Consider the following 20,825-nt stretch of genomic DNA (forward strand, 5'->3'; position numbering starts at 1 on the left):
TATTGTCTCATAAAAAAAGCGACTGCGTATGGAGCCAACAGTCGTTTCCTCAAGGAGAAACCCTATATATTTTTTCGTCAAGCAGTCAGCAATCAATAAGTCACCCTTGTAAGTCAGAGTATCTGCCTAATAAGCCAAAAGTATTAATCATCGCGTGCATTCTTTCCTGTTGTTTAATAAGGACGTATTTGGAAGCGGCAACCTTAACAGTCATTCTGTTATAAAACGTAAGAAGGCATTCTCCTTGTCCTAGCTCCTCTATATGAAACAAGTGATTAAATATCCATATACACTCCAAATTATTATAGGACATCGTTGGAAAAGCAGCAATCTTCCCCGGTTCTATTATAATTGGAGTTTTTTGAAAATAACTCATTAACCTTTTAGTTGCCTGTATTCGACCTTCTAATGTAGAAGCATGACGAAGACAAGCATTTTCTAGCAATTGAACCACTGATAAATTGGATTGAAAGATTCCATGCTTAGTAGTTATTTTGGAATTATATCCATTAGTAAAACCTGACTCAAGCATAAGAGTATTCATCGTTATGAACAAAGAATCACAATAAATCAGCAAACTCCCTCCCCAAGTTTCTCCTTAGTTAAATAATACTAAAACATTTATCTCTTGTATAGTTAAATTATACTGAATAATTGTAATTATTAATATATTATGTAATTTTATATATTTTATTATCTAATATTAAGTTTTCTTAGTATGTTCTTCACGTTTTCCCAGGCATACTTTAAATTTGGGTGTTCGCTCCTTTTATTTTGACAGGTTATATTGTTGCTACCTAGGAAAAAACAATCATGCATGATGGAACAGGGATATATAGTGAATAATTTTGAACAGGTTCTAGAGAAATATAAACCAATGATTTCTGCCTGCTTAAGAAGATTAAACATTTATAAAAATCATGATGCATTCAAACAAGCAGCATTTATCGCTCTATGGAGGGCTTGGATAAAATATGACTCTTCGAAAGGAGATTTTACTCCATTTGCTTATAGAACCATATATGGAGCAATGCTAGATGAATTAAAAAAAGAAAACCTCATAGAAGAACGATTTCAATTACTAGAACATGACCGGTTGAGCAATCTGATAGATCATGACCAGCTTTTGCATATAGAAAATGAGCAATTGGCAACCGTGTTAAAAAGACTTCCTTCCCATGAAATAGAATTATTACTATGGATATTTGTTGAAGAATTTTCCCTACAGCAAGCTGCAATAAAAGCCGGAATATCTCTTTCCGGTATAAAAAAACGCAAAGAACGGTTGCTAAAAAAATTGAGGAAGGAGATGAGTAATTAACTGCATCATTACTGGTAAATGAAATCCTCTTAGCGCTTGTGCCACCGTTTGTTTTTATTTTTATAAATTTAGAATAACCTAAGAATTTACTGCTTTAAGAACGTTACATTAGTAAATAGCTCCAGCACATATAAATTTTTCTGTGTTTGGTTAACTTTTTAAATGGGTATTATTAGAACAAGACCAAGAGGGAGTGATTGGAATGTCAAAAATCGACAAGCAAGCAGTACTCATTGGAGGCATCGCTGCCTTCGCCATTATGTATTTATATAAATTAGAAAATCGTGAAAAAGCAAAGGTTGCAATGAAAAACACTAAAGCTAAAGTGGAATCTTATAGAGACTCACGAAGACATGCACCTACTCAAATGACAAAAGCAGGTTTCTCGGATCCTGGTGATCCAGATGATAACCGTATGATTGAAGAAGGTGCAATGACAAGCGTGCAATATTACAATGAAAAAGTGCAAGACGGGAATGGCAAAAAAGATTTCCCTAAATCACAGAAAAAGAAACAAGCACCAATTACGGAGGAATCTCTGCAGGAAGATAACAATGATTCCCCCGCTAAACAAGAAAACACTAAAAGAATGCCACCTAAATAATGATGAAAAGCCTGTACTTTGTTATTTGCAAAGTACAGGCTTTTCATATTAATACCAAATAGATGCGTCTTGTAAGATTATCTATTAAACTTAAAGGGTAATAACAAAAGTAAACTAATCTAAGCAGGATGGGAGAAATGTAGAATGAACTTTATTACTTTGAACAATGGATTAACAATGCCTCAGCTAGGTTTCGGAGTTTGGCAAGTACCTAATGATGAAGCAACTGCAGCTGTCTCCACAGCCCTTGAAGTGGGCTATCGTTCAATTGATACTGCAATGATATACAAAAATGAACATGGTGTAGGAAAAGCTTTAAAGGATTCAGATGTTCCTCGCGAGAAGTTATTCATCACTACAAAGGTCTGGAACAGCGACCAAGGCTATGAAAATACATTACGTGCATTCGATGAGAGCCTTGAACGTTTAGGGCTGGACTATGTAGACTTGTATTTAATTCACTGGCCGACTCCCCAGTTTGATGAATATGTTGAGACTTATAAAGCTATGGAAAAGCTTTATAAAGAAGGGCGCGTAAAAGCAATTGGTGTATGTAATTTTGAAGTAGAACATTTAGAGCGTCTATTAAAAGAGTGTGAAATTAAGCCTGTATTGAACCAAATTGAATGCCATCCATACTTAGCGCAAAATGAAATTAAGAAATTCTGCGCCCAACATGATATTTTTGTGGAAGCTTGGAGCCCACTTGACCAAGGTGGAGAAGTTTTGCAGGATGAGACTATTCAACAAATAGCAAAATCACATGGCAAATCACCTGCACAAATTGTGCTCCGTTGGCATTTACAAAACAATACAATCGTTATTCCTAAATCGGTGACTCCTTCTAGAATAGAAGAGAATTTCCAGGTTTTTGATTTTGAGCTGACAAATAATGAAATAGAACTTATTAACAACTTAAATAAGGACCGACGAAAAGGCTCTCATCCAAATGAGATGAATCTTCGTTAATTACATGCCATAAAAAACCCACATCCTTGACTTATTGGATGTGGGTTTTTCTCCTGTAATTAAAGCCTTGAATTTGCTCTAAGTAGCTTTATAATAATTCACTGTTTGCCAGGATTTCTATCCCGTTTAACGCCTGGGTTGCTAATCGATCTGCCTCGGTATTTTCCTTACGGGGAATTAGCTCGTATGTAGGATCAATTCCTAGTTTCTTCATTTTCGCTTCTATACGATCTGCCCATCCTGAAAGACTTGGCTCAATCACTGACCACTCTCCACTCAATTGGTTAATGACCACTTGGGAATCCCCAATAAATGTCACAGGTATATGGTGAACACCGAGTATATCTAACTCTTGTAAGCACATATTGAGTGCTGCATACTCTGCTTCATTATTTGATATTAAATGCTCGGATGGCGCATTGCTTCGAAGTCTATAGAATTTTCCGTTTTGTTCATAATAGATAACACATCCCATGCCTGACATCTTTGTTTGTATGTCAAAACCCCCATCAAAAAAGACACGTACATTATGTGGCTCGGTTTCGATACTTTTAAGATAGCTTTTTAACTCCTTCATCATCCATGAACTATCATACTGATCGATGAAATCTAGATGTTTCACCCTGCCAGTTTTCTGTATATCCTCCGCCATGAGAAGCGCCTGAGCAACAGGCATTTCATCTGAGCGAAAAAATGTTTCTGCTCCTCTAGGCGTAGTATAGGTCCATTCTATACGAATTTTCATCTCTAGCTCCTCCTCACATTTTGTTGCTACTTACGGAATATTTTCTAATAGTTTACCCTTTTTCCAACACTTTATGTTACTAATCTATAGACTTCCGGAAAAGCAATAAAATCCAATTTAGATGAGGCTGTCCTTCGCTAAAATAGTCGTTCATGGTTCGTCCATGAACGACTATTTGCTTGTTCTTAGTTATTAAGCCGTGGTTTAACGTAACCATATCGATGAAATGAAACTTCTCCTGCAATTTCTATGTAAGTTTTTGCTTGATTCGGCGAACAATAGAGAGCTCCGTTTTCAATAATGGGCTCCGTTTCATCCAAATGATTATAGTCCATGACAATTAGGATATTCTCGTAGTCCTCCTGTAATTTTTTAATCATGTACTCCGTAAAGGATGTTTTACCTAGAATAACATTTACCTTTAGCACTTTATCACCCTTTTTCAATATTAGATATTGCTACTTTATATTCTATAGAAAGGATTCTAAAAAAAATGTCGAAACCGGTCAGAAACCCAATAAATATTTTTTAATAATTTTCCCTAAACAAGACTAACCTCTGCTTTAATAAAATTCCCCGGGAAATATGTCGAGGAATAGCTTAATAGGATGTCTTTTTTAGAAGTGTTCCCTCTAATTTTGAAGCCTCCACACTATACTTTAACTGGTCTTGATTAATTATTCCTGTAGTGGACGTAATAACAAACAAAGAGGATTCAAAGTTAAAGCCTTCTTCTCTGGAGATAAAGTCGATTACCTTTAATGTGTTCCCGTCTATGTAATCTACTTTTAACACAACAGATTTCCCTAACCCGTCATTAATAGTTAACGTTCCAGATAATGACCGTTTAAAGGAATGACCGTAGGAAGGATTCAAAAAGGAAAAATCAAACGTGTCTGTTATAGAGATACCATTAGATCCTTCATCATGGTAAGTAATTGCTGTAGAGGCAAAAGCTCCTTCCAAAATAGTATTAGTTGCAGTATTGATTGCCCCTTCACCATCAATTCCGTCCTGTCCAGGTGTATACTGATAGGCAACAAATGTATTTTCCATATTTTGAAGAAGGCTTACTGTTCCTAGGCTCCAATATCCATCTTCATCTACTGTTACCATTCCTACATAAACACTGTTCCGATAAACCTTCACCTTGTTACCTGGGTGTGCTGTGCCACTTATTTCATAGAAAGAACCATCAAAGGTAAGTGGGCTTTGAGCCGGGTTTGTAATTTTTACAGCTGCGTGTTGAGTGATATCAGATACTATATTCCAAGTGGATGCATTCTCTAATCTCACATCATAGCCCAAAGTTAGCATATCTCCCTTAGTCAAAGCTCTTTCAAATTGTTCCTTAGAGATAAGCTGACCATGAATAAAGAATAAATCATTCGCATCCCATTTATATTTCATCCCATTAACTACTATATAACCAGCTTCCTTATGTATGGTTTCATTTTCTATCTGAAAATCATATACACCTGAGTTAGTTTGCAGCTGATAAAAATGAGTGACCGCTGCTTGTTTACTCGTTTCATTGCCATCTAGCTTTTGAATGGTTGGCTGCACATTAGTATATGTACCAGCACCTGCCGCAACAGTGAAAACAACATGTCCATTCTGATCCGCATAGGATCTCCACTCCTGACTCGCTTCTTCTACGTGGCCATTTACTGAAGTTATTACTCCAGTCGTTGGCTCTCCATTATTATTTGCTAGACTTATTCTTACCCGGCCATTATAAGGAGAATTATCACTGTTCGTAAGTTTAGCGATGTATACATGCGTATCTGTAGTTTCGAGATATCGCTCCTCTAAATCATTTAACAATATACCAGAATTATCCGGAACCTCTGGTGTAGTAAAGATTATTTCACTTCCTTTCCAGGTAAGTACATAATCAGTGTCTCCGTTTAAATCAGTGGTTGTTAATGTAATGGACTTCTTATCCTCCGATAATCTGGCATGCTGAACAATTTCCCCGGAAATTTTAAACTGGGCAGCCTCTAAATTAGAAGAGTTGGTTAACAGAGCTTTAGATAGTTTCACAGTCACAGTATTTTTTCCATCTGTAGTTGCAAAAAGTGGAAGCAACGGAACTGAATTTAGTGTGGATTCATAGTTATTTTGTAACTTTGAGTAAAAACTTAAGCTATCCTTATAGCCATTTAAGTATTCATAAGCCTTCATTAATTCAAGATCGGTTTCTATGTATTTTTCTTCCTTTAGTAATTTCTTTGCCTTTTCTAAATGCATATGTATAGTTACATCATATTGAACAGAATTCATTAGTGCTTCAAAAGTAGGCTTCACTGAGTTCCGAATTCCATCACGTGTGGACTGCCCATAGACTCGATCTAGCAGCTTAGTTTGTTTTCGATATTCGGCAGTTGCCAAATGGTAAGTTGCCTCAATCCTATCAAGTTCCCCCGATGCTATAGATGAATTCATATTGTTGGTGAGTTCTTTAATTTTTTCACTGGAGGTGATTGCGTCTATGTATGCCTGTGCTCGTTTTACTTGTATTTTAGCATCGACCAATCTAGCGTGCACATTTAACTTTTCCGATTGGGAAAGTTGTGACGAAGCTTTTTCGGCAGCTTCTATGTAATTTTTCGTTGTATTATATTCCGCATACGGCCTTGTTTTAAAGTTCGCAAAGCCTTCAACAGATATTGCCCATTTTAATATAGTGCCTGCGTTTATCGCATTGGTGACTAACTGATTTACATTCCCAGCAGCATTAACTGAAGGGACGGGGGCCGTAGCAATAAAGACCGTGGCAATAACTGCAATTTTAGTAGCTTTAATCATAGATAGTATTATGCTCCTTCTTTTTGTTTAATCATAACATGTAAATTAAGGTAAAATTTTTACTAAATTAAGGAAGAATTTTTTACCAATTAATTTTATTTAATTTCCTTTATTATCCTTAAACTACCGAAACAGTGTACCTACAAAAAAATCCGGAAGCTGACTTTATCAATTGTTCCGATTAAGACCTTTTTTACATTGAGTACGAACGATAAAAGTATATTTATCCTCCTGCTCAAATGTACAATTAATTGGACTTTAAGATTATTGAATAATTACTTGCCTTGTTATAACTAATAATCCGGAAATATACTAGAGCGGTTTCGCTCTAAATAATAAAAATACCGCGAACATTAAGTTCACGGTATTTTCTAGCAGTATATAATTTTTATAAAAAACTGCCCCTTAAAATAGGACAGTCACCTCATTAATCCACAGAAATAACCTCCACCTTATCGGTTATAGGTGGCTCAACTGGGAGAGTATCACCAGGTTTTGGCTTAGCAGGAGTTTCTACTACATCCGGCTTGTCACCGTTTAACTGCTTTAATTTAGCTTTGCTTGGTGTTTCATATTTAATAGAAATATCCTTTTTCACAAAGTTCCCTCCGCCTACTCCATAAAGACCATTGTGATCATTTGTATAACGATACACTCGATACTCCTCTCCCTTCTTCAAATCTCTCACCTTTATTAAAGACTGATCTGGACCTATTTTCCAAAGAGTTGTATTAGATTGTACAGTTACTTTCCCAATTTGCCCTACTTTTAATTCTGTTTTTCCCCACATGACTTTTACCGCGGCTTCAGCATACACACTAGTAAGAAGAATAAAAGAAACGGTAATTACAAACAAAGAGAGATACCTTTTTATTTTCATCGTCATAAGCCCTCCACCTTAATATCTGAATATTAATTCTACTTACTAGAATAACATATATTTAAGAAAAAAATAACAAAATACCCTCCAACTTATTTCAAATGTATTACAGGTGCCAGGCACCTGTAATACATTTGAAATAACAGGTCTAAAACACTAGAACTATTTGTTTAGACTTTTTTTAGTCACAAAGAATAAGTCATTAATACTATTTAATAAATCTAAATCAAAAATATTCCTTTTTTTAATTAAAAATGTCTTTTTTTATGAAATAAGTCCTGCTATAATGTAATTTATAAAACACAGAAGGGTAATTTATATCATGAAATTTAATAGGTACATATTCATCGTATTTTTCGCTTCACTAACGTTATTTGGTAATACTGCTTCTGCACATCCATCAAACAACAATGCCTTTATAACTACATCTTCAGGAAACAAAATAGGCGTTGGGTCACCGGCTACTCAAAAGGTTTCTCCTTTTATAATTTTGCCTAAAGAAACTATAAAAGAAAAAAAAGATGCTCGTATAAAACAATCTATTACAGTTCTTCCTTCAACATCATCTACAGTAGTAGAAATTCCTTTTAGTTTCTATAATGATGAATATCTAGTTCTCTACAAAGAGGATTCAGGGAAGCAATACAATGCAGGACATATATTCAATAAGAAAAATGAATCTATCGGTTTATTTTTCATTTCAACAGAAAAAGCTCAAAACAAATTAAAAGTGACTACAAATGTAAAAAATAAAAACATACTCGAATTAAAAATTGAAACAAATAAACTTTTAGACCCAGTAACTATTGATATAGAAATTTCCAGTCCAGATATTACTACCTACTTTTCTAAAAATCAGTGGATTACAAGAGGCAAACTAGATTCTGTCAGCATGATACCTAGTCCTTATCTATTAACTTCTGCTAACTATGAAATTTCGACATTAAAGAGATTAGATGCGTGGAACAAACTTGTCGATCTTCATAAGTATGATGAAAAATGGAGCAATATAAGTGGATTACAAAATCAATTTGATTGTCATTTCGATTTTGCAAAAACTAAGGACGAGTGGAATTTAGAGCCTGCTAGAAAAAATGTCGGCTATTTTTCAACTATTATGGCTTCATGTAATCCAAGTACAAAATAAATTGTCTACGGAAATAATTTAGTTTCCTCCAAATTTCGACGAATTTTGAAAAACGTTTTTGCTATATTTATACATACCAACAATAAGGAGCATGGAGAATGCAACATATAGAATTTACTAATTTACTTGACTCAGTTATAGGTCCACGTATTATTTTTCATCAAATGGAATGCGATGTTTGCGGATTTGATTTAATCTACTATCAAGATCCCGATACTAGCAAACAAAATGGGATGGCATGTGAACAATGTAACTATGTAAAGAAGTTTGAATTTAAAGTAGAATAGCTCAAAGTATAAAAGATCCTTCCTAGCCAGAGCGCTAGAAAGGATCTTTTATATTTTTATTTATTTGATAGAGTACTTACCAAATCCGTCAGTACCTTCACCAATATATTGAATGCTTCCGTCAGCAGGAAGTACCTTCGCTGCGTTTTTAGAAGATTCGAATATGATTTTTGCAGTTGATGGAAGTGTTGCAAATTTCCAGTTTCCATCTGCAGAAGGGTCAATTGTTTTCTTCTCTAGGATGAAGTCTATAATTGCTTGACGGTTTTCATCTGGGTATACTTCTGTTTCTGTCGCATTACGCACACCCGGGAATGTTCCGTTCGCACGGTAGTTATTTGTTGCTACGATAAATTGCTGCTTCAAATCAATAGGCTTGCCATCGAATTGAAGGTTAACGATACGTGAAGCATCCTTATTCACCAAGTTACCGTCTGGATCATATTTAGCTGGTTGTGTTACATCAATTTCATATGTTACTCCATCAATCACGTCATAATTATATGAGCGGAAATCTGTGTTAATAAGCTGTTGCTCATCTTTTTTAGTTGCATCGATTTGATTGAATTGTCCTGCAGACATTTCTAACCATTCTTTCACATCAGCTCCTGTAACCTTTACAGTAGAGATTGTATTGTCATACAAATATAGGTCTGCAACGTTTTTAATTGCTAACTCACCTGTAGGTACATAAGTGTAATATTCAGGGTCGCTTCTTGTTCCAGCTTTAAACGGAGCTCCAGCAGAAAGAACCGGAAGTTTTTCATTTGCCGTACCTTTAAGCTTTGCTTTTACATATTCGGTTTGTGCATTGGTTACGATTTGTATGGATGGGTCATCTTGCACCTGTGAGAAGTAGCTATGAATATCTGCCGTTGTAGTTCCAACAGCTTGGCGCACATAAGAAATAGTCCCTTCATGAGCCTCCTTTACTGCATTCACGATTGTTTGGTCTACATCAGATGCATCCTTTGCAATCGTACGAACCTCAGCTTTAGATGAAGCAACCTTCCAGCCTTGTCCGTCTTTTTCCAATGTCAAATCAATTACACCTAAATGGCTTCCGAATTTACCTGGCATTACTACTGGAACACCGTTCATAGTTCCTTTTGCAATATCCACATTAGTTAAAGAAGCATCTACTTTTCCAGGGAATACTTGATGAGCGTGACCAGTGATAATCGCATCAACGCCATCTACTTTAGTCAATAAGTAGGTTACATCTTCCTCACCAACCTCATGAGTAGCGTCTCCCATACCTGAGTGAGAAAGAACTACTACTACATCTGCTCCAGCTTTTTTCATATCTGGAACAACTTTTTCCACAGCTTGCACAGAATCATCTACTGTTACTTTTCCTGTTAAATGTGATTTATCCCATTTCAGGATTTGTGGAGGTACAATACCAGTTACCCCGACCTTTACTGTTGCTTTATTCCCCTTCGCATCAACCACTTCTTTATCGATTAATACGTAAGGTGTGTATGCTAATTTACCAGTAGCTGCGTCACGAACATTTGCATTTACATAAGGGAAGTCTGCATCATCTAAAACTTCATCTAAGAAATCAAGGCCGTAGTTAAATTCGTGGTTACCGAAAGTAGCTCCATCATAGTCTAAAAGCTCCATAGCTGTAATAGATGGATGCTCTTCTCCATCCTTTAGCTTGTCAACTGAAGATTTATAAGATCCTAGCGGAGTTCCTTGAATAGAATCACCATTGTCGAATAACAATGAATTACTATTTTCTGTGCGTGCTTTTTTAATTAATGTGGCAGTTTTAGCAAGACCTAAACTATTTGAAGCTGTGTCTTTATAGTAGTCATAGTTTACAATATTTGTATGAATATCAGAAGTACCTAGGATACGTAGGGAAAATGTCCCTGTCGCAGCTTCTTTATCAACACCAAATTTATTGTCATAAGCTCGGTCAATCAAATCTTTAATCATTGGTAAAGAGTTAGATTGAGGCAGCATATCAATTAAAGGATAAATAGAAAGTATAGCTTTTTTAGCTTCTTCTGTTTTACCAGCTGCTAAAGCTTTCTCAGCTTCTAGAACCTTCATATATATAGTGACAGGTATTTTTAACTCATCACGCTTAGCATTTGCCGGATCTTTATATTGTTCTAACAAAAGATCACGAGCTGACTTACCAGTAAAACGGTAAAGAATAGCTGTACGTGATTTCAGTTGAGCAGATAATTGATGATAAGATTTCTCTGCCTTTGACCAATCACGAGCTGCTTCAGCCTTTTCAATGTCTTTCATAATTGGATTTAAGTACTTGTCCGCATAGTTGTAAGCATCAATATAAGGAACAATTCCTTTTGTTACTTTTTCATAATACAAAGCATCCAAATCTTTTAACATAGTAGCTTTGTTTTTAGCATTGGATTTTGAAATTGCAGCCTTCGCTTTTGCATAACTTGCCTTCGCCTTGTTTAAAGCAGGGTATAATTCTTTACTAGTAACAATTTTCCCCTTTTGGGCAGGCACCACATAAGCATACGCTGCATTTTTCATGTCCATACGAGCTTGATCGACGATCTGTTGAGTCGAACTGCTAGCAAAAGTTACATTTGCAGAAGCAAATAAAGACGTTGCAAGCACAACCGAGACTACCGATTTTTTTAAAGATTTCCTATTCACATTTCCACCCCTATTTCTGATTTTTAAAATCCCCCAGCCTATCATTCTATTCATAAATAACGAACAGTTGGGCTACTATCTAAAGATAATCAAATACTCTAATCAAAACAATGCAATAAATGTAAAAATATCGTAAAATCAAACTATTTACACTTAAAAGATTTATATTATGGGTAAAAATACATAAAAAACTATCTATTTCCAAAGTATGTATAAATTATTACAGGTGCCAGGCACCCGTAATAATTTTTCTATAATATTTAAAGTTGATATTGTTCGATAAACCCTCCATCCCTCCAAACAGGGACAGGATTTCCAAATATATTAGTATTCTAATATATTTCAGGTGCCAGGCACCCGTAATACTTTTGAAACAATATAGGTTAGTTTTTAGCTAAGATACCTGACATGTTTTCTTTTGGTTGAGTTAATAGACTCACGACTACTAATGTGATTACAGCCATTGGTAAGGCAAATAAGACGCTGTTTAGCTCAAATGGTTTGTTTAAGACAACCTCCCAGACGATTGTACTTACACCACCAACCACCATCGAACTTAACACTCCAGTTGTAGTTGCTCGCTTCCATAGGATGGTGGCAAGCAGTGCAGGTGTGACGGATGCGCCGTACATTGTATACGAGTACATTTGAATAGCTAACACAGAGGGGAAGTACATAGCAAGCACATACGCAACAACCCCTAATGCTACAACTACATAACGATTCATTTTTAATAGTTTTTTATCGGAAATCTCTTTTTTGCTATAGCGCTTATATAAGTCATACACAATATTCCCTGAAGCAGAGAGTAGGTAAGATGTTCCTGTGGTTATGATAAAGGCAACGCACGCACAGAGCACAACTAATCCTATTTCTAAAGGTAATCCATTAATAGCCATATTCAACACAGCTGTATCTGGTGTGATATTCGGAAACATTACAATAGCCGCAGTGGCAAATGTAATAGTTAACCCAATGACAAGTACACTACCTAAGAAAAAACCAATTGTTGAATTTTTCGCCGTTTTCTCATCCTTTGCCGCAGCAAAACGCTGATACATATTCTGATCCCCTAAAATAAGCAGGAACAGGGGCAGGAAATACCCTAACAATTGTAGTGGACTAAGCCCTCCATTCCATTGCTTGGCCTGTTCTGGAAGATTTAAAGATAATCCCGCCAGTCCCCCTACTCCGTTCAACACGAAAGGTAAACCTATTAAAAATCCAAAAACTATTAATAGAGCACTTAAAGCATCTGTATAGGCAACAGAGAATAACCCACCGCTCACCGTCAAGAAAATAACAAGCACCGCGATAATAATCGCACCTGTCTCAATCGGTAACCCAGTCGTAATTTGCAGTACATACGCACCACCAGTGAACTGATAAGCGGTAATTCCCACATATGCAAGAAGTATTAATATACTCGCAACAAGTCGGGCTTGACTTCCAAACCGTTTCTCAATAATTTCTGGAACCGTATATGCTTCCCCTTTGCGAACCCTTCCTGCGATAAAATAAAGAACAATAATGCCGAATATCCCACCTGATAAATTGAAAATTGCGGCCCATGGACCGTACTGATATATGAAGCTTGCCCCACCGACCACTGTCCCAGAGCCAACAAAGGTAGCTAGCAGAGTTCCAGTCATAACCCATAAGGGGAGTGATCGTCCAGCTGCCATAAAGTCCTGACTTGTATCAATCGAATTTCTACTAAAATATACCCCCATCAAGGCCATTACAGCTAAATAAATTACAACTGCGATTAAATAAATACTCATTTTATTCCCTCCCCTAAATTAGTTAAAGAATTAAATCTTCCAGCTTACTTGGATAATGAGTGACTAACTGAGTTCCCTGCTTGGTCAAAATGACAGTATCGGAGTGGCGGAAACCTCCAATTCCTGGAATATAAAGCCCCGGCTCTACGCAAAATACCATGTTCTCTTGTAGGACAAGATCATTTGAATATTTTAACGATGGCTCTTCATGAAGTCCTATCCCGATTCCATGTCCTGTGCGATGTCTGACATACTGCTCCACATTCGCATCTTTAAATACATTCAATGCAACTTCATTTACCTCCGCTGCAGTCACCCCTACTCGTATAAAATCCAGCGCAGCCTGCTGCGCCTCTTGTGACAGCTTGAACGCTTCCTCCTGCTCAATTGTTGGTTTCCCAACAAAAAAAGTACGTTCACATTCGGCTCTGTAGCCATTGACTCCAACCTGTCGACTGTGAATAATAATATCGTTAGTACCTAGAGCTCTAGTATTAGAAAACACATGTGGCATATTAGTTCTCTCAATACCGGATGGAGACATAACAAAATAATCTAATGTAGAGTTTGGATGATTCTTAGCGACCTCTAAAAATAGTGCTGTATTTCCAAATTGATCTAACTCCATTTCCGTTATATTTGGAGCTGCATGAGCTAGAGATGCCGTCAATGAAAGGCTTACCAATTTACCGGATTCGATAATTTGTTCTATTTCTTCCTCCTCTTTTATAGCTCGCATCTGTACTATTTCTTCATCTAAGCTAACTAACTCATATCCCTTATCACGTAATCTTCTTGCTAATTCAAAAGGCAAGGCACTAAACTCTACCCCCACTCTAGAACTTTCAGGATAAGTTGATATTACTTCTTCAAAAAGCTCTACATAAGAATTTGCCTGAGTTTGATGTAAAGGCGTTTCATAATAGACTAGTAGTTGATCCGCTATTGATTTATCTTTTGCGTGATTTTCTTCCAATGATGGCACGACTAGATTTGTGTTCTGTTCACCTACAAATAAAACAATTGGTCGAGAATAAGTAATGGCTTTAAACCCACTAAAATAATATTGATTTTCAAAATTCATAATGACCGAAAGAGTTACCTCTTTCTTAGCCATCACCTCTCGCAATTGATATATCCTCTTTTCTAAATTCACATTCATAAACCCCTTTCTTTTTTCTACCTAGTTATTAATAAAAAGACCGTTTTTCATAACTCTTTTAGAATCTTTTAAAGCTAATATACTATCTAATGGATTACTCTCTACAATTAATAAATCTGCAAACATGCCCTCTTTTAAGACTCCCCTGTCCTCCAATCCTAAGCACTCAGCAGCTATTTGAGTAGATGCATGTATGACCTCCATTCGGCTCATACCTGCGTCCTCCATAATCTGTAATTCATCAAAATAATAATTAGGCGGAGTTACCGGTGAACCACAATCAGTTCCCGTAGCAATTTTCACACCAAGCTTTACTGCTTTTTCGAGCATTTCCGCATGAGGCTGCACTACATGCCTTGCCTTTTCTAAAGCCCATTCTGGTATGTTTTCATCTGTTGCCAATCTTTTCATCACTATCATCGTAGGCACTAAATAAGTTCCATTTTCCTTCATTTTCTGAAGTGCACTTTCATCTGCATAAATAGCATGCTCTATTGTATCCACGCCTGCTTCAATACAGTTATGGATACCTTCTAGACCCTCTGCATGGGCAGCCACTTTCTTATTCTTCTTATGTGCTTCCTCAACTGCTGCTTTCAGCTCGTCCACATTTAGCTGTGGAGATCCTGGCTCTTCACCAAACGTATAAATTCCACCCGTCGCCATCAGCTTGATAAGATCCGCTCCCTCCTTCATCACCTGACGAGTTGCCCTCCGAACATCGTCTGGTCCATCTGCTTCTTTTCCTAAATAATGAACATGGCCCCCAGTCATACAAATAGCTGGTCCTGAAGCAATAATGGTTGGTCCAATCAAATCCCCACTATTAATAACATCTCGAAGATTTAATACACTTTTCTTTGGAGAGGCAACATCGCGAACGGTAGTAATACCCTCCTTTAAAGTTAGGAGTGCATGGGAGTAAGCCTCCAATGCAATAGTGGACTCATCTAAATGCTGTATTTTCTTTTGAGGGTCCTCACTTCCATCCCATACTAGATGTACATGACAATCAATCAGTCCTGGCATAACATATTGACCTTTTATATCCACTAAATTTGCTGACTCGACTTTTTCTATCTCTCCAGTCCCAATTTCTTTAATTTTCTTATCTTCTATAATTAAATAAGCATTTTCTATAATTTCTTCATCCAGTCCATTAATTAATGAACAGTTATATAAGATGGTCTGCATCTTCATCCCTTCTTTCTGTTTGTTAATAGAAATTTTAGATTTTTCTAAAATCTTTTTCATTGTATCTAGAGCACAAAAAAAAGAGACTGTTTTATAGTCTCTGGACAATAAGCTATTTGATTAAGCGCAATGCAATAGAAAAAAGCAAATATTCATTTTGATTTTCAAAAATAATTCCCGGATAAAGCTCTTGGATTTTTTCCATTCGATAGCTTACGGTATTACGATGAATAAATAATTCCTCTGCGCTTTTTTTAAGGCTAAAGAAATGCTTCAAATAAACCTCCAAAGTTTTGGTTAAGTCTGCCTGGTTACGTTTATCAAAATCTAACAAGGGCTGGAGCAACTCTTTCGCTGCCTCCTGCATAGAATCTTCTTCTTTTATTATAAACAAAAACCTGTCTACTCCTATATCCTGAAAGAGTATAAGCTTTACGTTCATTTGTTCACTTAGCTTTATACAATGCTTCGCTTGCTTATATTTTAGAAGGAGATCTTTTTCTACTTTACTAGTCATATACTCACTGACACCACAATAGGTGCCTTGTAGAGAAGACAATATTTCCTGTAGGTTATGTATTTCTATAGGGGTGGAGGCAATACAAATTACCTCTTGTTGATAAATCCAAATAATCTTGTCTGAATTTCTTCCATCCAATTTATCGTAAATCACAGTAAATCCATAATTGATTAGGTCTTCATTTTCAAAATGAAACACATAAATCTGGGACATTTTTTTTAGAGAAGAGGATAGATTGGAGGTACGATTAGGTAAACTGTTCCTGCTCTCAAAAACCGCTTCTAACAACTGTATCTCTTGATTCTTTAAAAAACGCTCTAAAGACTTTTTCTTTACTGCATCAAGCAACAAGGCCGTCTTTCCATATTGAATAGCTGAATTGATTATTAACTCTTCTACCCCGTTATTACCTATGATCAAATATCCATGCTTTTCGATTTTTTCCATAATAGGAAGGACGAAAAACACTAAATCATGCTGCAAAGAAAAGGACTCCGTCAAGGCGCTCCCGACCTCCAAGTATTTTTCTCTGTATAGAGCGTCTCTTTCTCTCTCTAAAACAGATTTTACAAGTAGACTAAATTCCTGACGATTAAAATTATTGTTAGTCCAAATGGAAACAATACTTAAGCTTTGATCTAGAAATACAATGGGAGAGGAAAGATATTTACCTAATGTAGCAATAATATAACTGACTCCCTTATCCCTGGCAACTGCTTCTAGTAATTGAAGGTTCATCTCCTCAATTCGTACACGAAGAGCATCATTTTCACCTAACAGCAATTCATTAAACTCCTTAAAAACCTCTTTATAGGATAAATCCACTGGGATTGTGAATATAGGCAGACCGTTCGTATTAGAAAGCTGCAACAAGCTATCTGGAATAACCGCCCAGCCAGCTTCATGGATCCCTAGTGCGGAAATCTTTCGAGTGATTAACCATTCTACATGAGATAAAATTTCATACTCATCTTTAAAAGCAGCAAACGTTGTCAAAATGAACCCACCTGGATGAACCCGCTCACTTCTAAGCGGCAGCTCCTGTATATTTATATAATCTATTTCTCTTTGTTCCCCCTGCCAACCACTAACTAAACGAATGCCATACTTTTCTAACCTCAGAGCCAATCGCTCAATAGACATCAAATCACTCACCCCATTCACACGACTATTAATATACTTAAATACTATATTAGCAGAAAGTTAAGAAAATATAATTACAGATAGATTACGGGTGCCTGGCACCTGTAATCCACTTGTTACATAAAAAATTGCACAAATGGGCAATGAAAAAGCGTTTCCCACCTATTAATAAGGATGGAAAACGCTTTTTGATATATCCTGCTTATTTCACTACAAACTTGACTAAAACACTTTCAGTTAACGCAGTGCCGCTTTTCCCCTTCAGGTCATTGGTGATCATTAGCTCGTATGCACCTGGGGAATATCCTTCTTTAGGGGCGTATACCTCTATTTGCATTCCGTTTGCTTTAGAAACAGATTTCTCAACTGAAATTCCCTTTGCTCCGTCTTTCGTCACGAAAATCGATTGGTCCAAGCTTGTTGGGTCGATTTCTTGGCTCAACGTAATTGTCCACTTCTTGTTAGAAGCTACCGGAATATTTTTTTCCATCACTTTGCCCCAGCCAATTGGTAGCTCTGGTAAAGTATTTAAGAAAAATTGATCTGCAATCACTTGATAGCCTGCCTCATTAGGATGAATATCCTTTGGATTCTCCAAATAGTCAGTACCCTTAATATCAAAGGCGGGGGCTACATTGACAAAATGGACACCTTCACGTTCTGCAATAGCAGCTATTCGATTGTTCACAATAGTGAAGGCCATTTGCATCTGCTGCTTCGTTGCTGGATCCTTTAAATAAGGGAATGGAAAATAATAGCCAAACAAGTAAATCTCCGCATTTGGGTTTATTGCCTTTACCTGTTTTACCGCAGAAGTTAAATTTTCTGAAACCTGGTTCAATAACAATGTTGCAGCCGCTAAATCTACATCCACACTCTCGTCTTTTGGATCATAAAAGGCTTTTATAAAATCATTCGCTCCACTGACAATGGTAACAAGCTCAGCATCCTTTAGAGACTGCTGAACGTCTTTTCGCTTCAATTTATCTAAAAGTCCATTAGTTGTTTCGCCAGATGTAGCAAACTCTTTAGTAAATGAACCTAACTTCCCTTCCTTCTCAAGCCTCTCTGCAATCATATCTGTAAAGCCTCGACCGACCTTTTCCCCGTAAGGAGTATGACCACTTGCAATCGAATCTCCCAGAGCTACGTAATCTATCTTTGCATTGTTCGCATAGGCAGCAGGCATGTTGATACTAAACACCAACAATAATAAAGCCATCACAACCATCATTTTTTGCTTCATTCCCAAAACTCCCTTCATTAGAACTCTCTAAAGCAATCTTCCCTACATATATATTAAAAGCTCTATACCTTATTTATTTCCCTATATTTGCTTTTAAATCCTTTAAAATTAAAAAATGATAAAAAGCAGCCGAGAAAAAACTCGACTGCTTAAATATTACTTAAAATTATTCATATCTCAAAGCTTCACTAGGATTCATACGTGCAGCTTTTAAGGCAGGATAAATTCCGAACAAGCTTCCAATTCCAAAAGAAGTATACAGTGCAAGTTTTACTGCCCAAAGCGGTAACACCAATGCGAAAATCTCCACGTTATTGTTCCAAAATTCTATGAACACATAGCCGAGGCCGATCCCTACCGCTCCTCCTAAGATACAAAGCAACAAGGTCTCAAAGAAGAACTGCATCAAAATTTCAAAGGTAGTTGCACCGAGCGCCTTTCTAATACCGATTTCCTTTGTTCTTTCTCTAACAGACATAACCATTACATTCATAATACCAGTCCCACTAATTACCAATGCAGTTGCAGTGATACCAAACAGCATAACCTGTAAAATAGTAGTTACCTTCCCTAATGCTCCAAGCATTTGCTCCTGCTTTACGACGCTGAAGTCTATTTCTGAATGATTGGTCTTAATTGCACCAAACACCGCACTATCCACTCGATCAACCGCTCCCACACTAGATGCTTCTACAATAATTTTGGTTAAATTTTTCATATCGGTAGTTTCAAGAGCAGTTTGAATAGGAATAACGACATTATTGTCAGTACTAGAGCCAAGAGTGGCGTTTGGCGACAATACACCTATAACCTCATACGTTTCTTCGTTTATCGTGATGGTTTGACCAACCAACGTAGAAAGTTCCTCTGCAGAGGCGCTCTCTCCTAGAATCTTGTTCATTAATCGCTTCCACCAGGGCTCTGGCTCCACTTTGGTATCCTCCGGAGTCTCTCCTTCCGTGGTAGACACTTCCTTATCAAGAAGAGTCTTATGTATGTTGTTACCCAGCACGATTACCCTTGCCTTTGCATCCTGCTCCTCTTGTGTAAAGAAACGACCTTCCGACAGCTCTGCATGCTGAACGCGCAAGAATTGATCAGTTGTCCCGACCATTGAAGACTGAGCACTTTTTTCTCCATACTTCACCACATTAATAGTTTCTAAAATAGGTGTAACAGTTTTAACTTCTTCGGCCTCTGCCACCGCTTCGGCATCCTCATATGTAAGTGTGCTAGGCACGCTAGTCAATCCGCTAAGTAAATCCTTCTCACCAGTTGTGGTGTCTAGAAGCCGTCCTGGCATTACGAGAATCTGCTCTGCCCCAAGACTACCCATCTGCTTCATCAATGTATCTTTGACCCCGATGGCAATCGCAGTTAAAACAATAACAGCAAACATACCAATGACCACGCCCATCATGGCCGACAATACTCGAAAGCGATTAGACCATAAACCAAAGCAGGCTAGTTTAAACGAAGTAAGTAGTTTCATACGAGCACCCCGTTCTGCAACTGTAAAACACGTTGAGCACGAGAAGCCACTTCCATGTCATGTGTAATAACAATAAGAGTCGCACCTTTTTCATGCACACGGTCAAACAGCTTTAAAATGCTTTCGGTTGTTTCTTCATCTAAGCTCCCTGTCGGCTCATCTGCAAGTATAAGCGATGGTTCATTGACCAAAGCTCTTGCAATAGCAACCCGTTGCTTTTCACCACCAGATAATTGGTCAGGCTTTTGGTTTTTCTTATCCAGGATGCCCATTTCTTCTAGCATTGCAAGAACTCTTGCTTTCTTCCTTTTAAATCTTTTCTTCCCATATGTTAAGGGAAGTAACACATTTTGATAAACTGACAAGTTTGGGATTAGCTGAAAATGCTGAAACACAAATCCAATCTCCTCGTTTCTAAGTCTTGCACGACGAGCCTTTCCCATTTTATGTACAGATTTTCCAGCTAGTTCATATATTCCTTTATCTAATAAATCTAATGTCCCTAATAGATTGAGCATTGTACTCTTGCCTGAGCCCGACTTCCCCATAATAGCCACATATTCTCCTTGCTCTACTCGGAGGTTCATCCCACGCAATATTTCCAACTGCTTAGTTCCTGATCGATATTTCTTTTGCACATCACGTAGTTCAATCATCTTGCATCCCTCATTTCTTACACCCATAAGCATCCTCAATCCCCCTCCCAAGATTCGACAAACCTAGTCGAAATCCTTTATTTAATTGAGAAAATGACTCTATACTCCCATAATAAAAAAAGTGTATATGAGATTTTGACTGTTCAAGAGCAGCTTTCTTTAGGTTTTATCTCTCCCTAAACCCTCAGTCTAATTTATATGGATATAAACAA

At 37.0% G+C, this 20,825-nt stretch carries 18 protein-coding genes; 5 read left to right on the forward strand and 13 right to left on the reverse strand.

Translation table 11 applies throughout. The features are described from left to right. Positions 1–100 precede the first annotated feature (100 nt). Positions 101–577, reverse strand: a complete 477-nt coding sequence (locus D0S48_RS07820) for a competence protein ComK (RefSeq protein WP_191696569.1) — start codon at positions 575–577, stop codon at positions 101–103. Between the two features lie 261 nt (positions 578–838). On the opposite strand from D0S48_RS07820, the gene D0S48_RS07825 reads away from it, so the two are divergent. The 3 genes from D0S48_RS07825 to D0S48_RS07835 all read left to right on the forward strand — a co-directional run bounded on the left by D0S48_RS07825 (position 839) and on the right by D0S48_RS07835 (position 2,894). Continuing rightward, entirely contained in the window at positions 839–1,321 is a 483-nt protein-coding gene (locus tag D0S48_RS07825) for a sigma-70 family RNA polymerase sigma factor (RefSeq protein ID WP_191696570.1), read from the forward strand. Between the two features lie 202 nt (positions 1,322–1,523). After that, the gene (locus D0S48_RS07830) at positions 1,524–1,925 is read left to right on the forward strand and encodes a hypothetical protein (protein WP_144537347.1); all 402 of its coding nucleotides are present in this window, start codon (positions 1,524–1,526) and stop codon (positions 1,923–1,925) included. A gap of 144 nt (positions 1,926–2,069) precedes the next feature. Continuing rightward, positions 2,070–2,894 (forward strand): aldo/keto reductase, encoded by an 825-nt coding sequence (locus tag D0S48_RS07835; RefSeq protein WP_151111089.1) that lies wholly within the window; start codon positions 2,070–2,072, stop codon positions 2,892–2,894. An 88-nt stretch (positions 2,895–2,982) separates the two neighbouring features. On the opposite strand, the gene D0S48_RS07840 is transcribed toward D0S48_RS07835, so the two are convergent. The 4 genes from D0S48_RS07840 to D0S48_RS07855 form a co-directional block, all read right to left on the reverse strand. Further along, a complete protein-coding gene (locus D0S48_RS07840; RefSeq protein ID WP_144537343.1) occupies positions 2,983–3,639 on the reverse strand; it encodes a ribonuclease H family protein in 657 nt (218 codons plus the stop codon). A gap of 185 nt (positions 3,640–3,824) precedes the next feature. Next, positions 3,825–4,067, reverse strand: coding sequence for a hypothetical protein (locus tag D0S48_RS07845; protein ID WP_144537341.1), 243 nt, complete (start codon positions 4,065–4,067; stop codon positions 3,825–3,827). A gap of 172 nt (positions 4,068–4,239) precedes the next feature. Next, complete coding sequence (locus tag D0S48_RS07850) at positions 4,240–6,450, reverse strand: hypothetical protein (RefSeq protein ID WP_151111091.1); 2,211 nt, start codon at positions 6,448–6,450, stop codon at positions 4,240–4,242. A gap of 427 nt (positions 6,451–6,877) precedes the next feature. Beyond that, positions 6,878–7,336, reverse strand: coding sequence for a hypothetical protein (locus tag D0S48_RS07855; protein WP_151111093.1), 459 nt, complete (start codon positions 7,334–7,336; stop codon positions 6,878–6,880). Between the two features lie 316 nt (positions 7,337–7,652). Between D0S48_RS07855 and D0S48_RS07860 the strand changes: the two genes are divergently transcribed. After that, complete coding sequence (locus D0S48_RS07860) at positions 7,653–8,477, forward strand: DUF2599 domain-containing protein (protein ID WP_151111095.1); 825 nt, start codon at positions 7,653–7,655, stop codon at positions 8,475–8,477. Between the two features lie 98 nt (positions 8,478–8,575). Continuing rightward, positions 8,576–8,764 (forward strand): acyltransferase, encoded by a 189-nt coding sequence (locus tag D0S48_RS07865; protein ID WP_144537333.1) that lies wholly within the window; start codon positions 8,576–8,578, stop codon positions 8,762–8,764. 60 nt (positions 8,765–8,824) lie between these two features. Here D0S48_RS07865 and D0S48_RS07870 read toward each other — a convergent pair whose 3' ends face one another. From D0S48_RS07870 to D0S48_RS07905, 8 genes are all read right to left on the reverse strand, one after another. Then, positions 8,825–11,416, reverse strand: coding sequence for a bifunctional 2',3'-cyclic-nucleotide 2'-phosphodiesterase/3'-nucleotidase (locus tag D0S48_RS07870; RefSeq protein WP_191696573.1), 2,592 nt, complete (start codon positions 11,414–11,416; stop codon positions 8,825–8,827). Between the two features lie 383 nt (positions 11,417–11,799). Then, complete coding sequence (locus D0S48_RS07875; RefSeq protein WP_151111097.1) at positions 11,800–13,200, reverse strand: sodium:solute symporter family protein; 1,401 nt, start codon at positions 13,198–13,200, stop codon at positions 11,800–11,802. A gap of 22 nt (positions 13,201–13,222) precedes the next feature. Further along, on the reverse strand, positions 13,223–14,362 hold the full coding sequence (locus D0S48_RS07880) for a M24 family metallopeptidase (RefSeq protein ID WP_340844209.1): 1,140 nt from the start codon (positions 14,360–14,362) through the stop codon (positions 13,223–13,225). A gap of 21 nt (positions 14,363–14,383) precedes the next feature. Further along, a complete protein-coding gene (locus tag D0S48_RS07885) occupies positions 14,384–15,616 on the reverse strand; it encodes a metal-dependent hydrolase family protein (RefSeq protein WP_225321715.1) in 1,233 nt (410 codons plus the stop codon). A 52-nt stretch (positions 15,617–15,668) separates the two neighbouring features. After that, complete coding sequence (locus D0S48_RS07890) at positions 15,669–17,219, reverse strand: PucR family transcriptional regulator (protein WP_151111101.1); 1,551 nt, start codon at positions 17,217–17,219, stop codon at positions 15,669–15,671. A gap of 202 nt (positions 17,220–17,421) precedes the next feature. After that, positions 17,422–18,465 (reverse strand): GDSL-type esterase/lipase family protein, encoded by a 1,044-nt coding sequence (locus D0S48_RS07895; protein ID WP_191963890.1) that lies wholly within the window; start codon positions 18,463–18,465, stop codon positions 17,422–17,424. 166 nt (positions 18,466–18,631) lie between these two features. Beyond that, positions 18,632–19,957, reverse strand: a complete 1,326-nt coding sequence (locus D0S48_RS07900) for an ABC transporter permease (protein ID WP_151111105.1) — start codon at positions 19,955–19,957, stop codon at positions 18,632–18,634. Further along, positions 19,954–20,646 carry an ABC transporter ATP-binding protein gene (locus tag D0S48_RS07905; protein WP_225215878.1) on the reverse strand — a complete coding sequence of 231 codons (693 nt, stop codon included), beginning with the start codon at positions 20,644–20,646 and terminating at the stop codon, positions 19,954–19,956. The genes D0S48_RS07900 and D0S48_RS07905 overlap by 4 nt, the downstream gene beginning before the upstream one ends. Positions 20,647–20,825: the final 179 nt, after the last annotated feature.

This window comes from Psychrobacillus sp. AK 1817 (assembly GCF_008807035.1).
Lineage (GTDB): Bacteria > Bacillota > Bacilli > Bacillales_A > Planococcaceae > Psychrobacillus > Psychrobacillus faecigallinarum.

Excerpts from the sequence above, each read along its gene's own strand:
- D0S48_RS07885 (WP_225321715.1), bottom strand. The coding sequence starts at position 15,616 with ATGAAAAAGATTTTAGAAAAATCTAAAATTTCTATTAACAAACAGAAA.
- D0S48_RS07890 (WP_151111101.1), bottom strand. The coding sequence starts at position 17,219 with ATGTCTATTGAGCGATTGGCTCTGAGGTTAGAAAAGTATGGCATTCGT.
- D0S48_RS07865 (WP_144537333.1), top strand. The coding sequence starts at position 8,576 with ATGCAACATATAGAATTTACTAATTTACTTGACTCAGTTATAGGTCCA.
- D0S48_RS07880 (WP_340844209.1), bottom strand. The coding sequence starts at position 14,362 with ATGAATGTGAATTTAGAAAAGAGGATATATCAATTGCGAGAGGTGATG.
- D0S48_RS07905 (WP_225215878.1), bottom strand. The coding sequence starts at position 20,646 with ATGCTTATGGGTGTAAGAAATGAGGGATGCAAGATGATTGAACTACGT.
- D0S48_RS07900 (WP_151111105.1), bottom strand. The coding sequence starts at position 19,957 with ATGAAACTACTTACTTCGTTTAAACTAGCCTGCTTTGGTTTATGGTCT.
- D0S48_RS07840 (WP_144537343.1), bottom strand. The coding sequence starts at position 3,639 with ATGAAAATTCGTATAGAATGGACCTATACTACGCCTAGAGGAGCAGAA.
- D0S48_RS07850 (WP_151111091.1), bottom strand. The coding sequence starts at position 6,450 with ATGATTAAAGCTACTAAAATTGCAGTTATTGCCACGGTCTTTATTGCT.
- D0S48_RS07875 (WP_151111097.1), bottom strand. The coding sequence starts at position 13,200 with ATGAGTATTTATTTAATCGCAGTTGTAATTTATTTAGCTGTAATGGCC.
- D0S48_RS07835 (WP_151111089.1), top strand. The coding sequence starts at position 2,070 with ATGAACTTTATTACTTTGAACAATGGATTAACAATGCCTCAGCTAGGT.
- D0S48_RS07895 (WP_191963890.1), bottom strand. The coding sequence starts at position 18,465 with ATGAAGCAAAAAATGATGGTTGTGATGGCTTTATTATTGTTGGTGTTT.
- D0S48_RS07830 (WP_144537347.1), top strand. The coding sequence starts at position 1,524 with ATGTCAAAAATCGACAAGCAAGCAGTACTCATTGGAGGCATCGCTGCC.
- D0S48_RS07855 (WP_151111093.1), bottom strand. The coding sequence starts at position 7,336 with ATGACGATGAAAATAAAAAGGTATCTCTCTTTGTTTGTAATTACCGTT.
- D0S48_RS07860 (WP_151111095.1), top strand. The coding sequence starts at position 7,653 with ATGAAATTTAATAGGTACATATTCATCGTATTTTTCGCTTCACTAACG.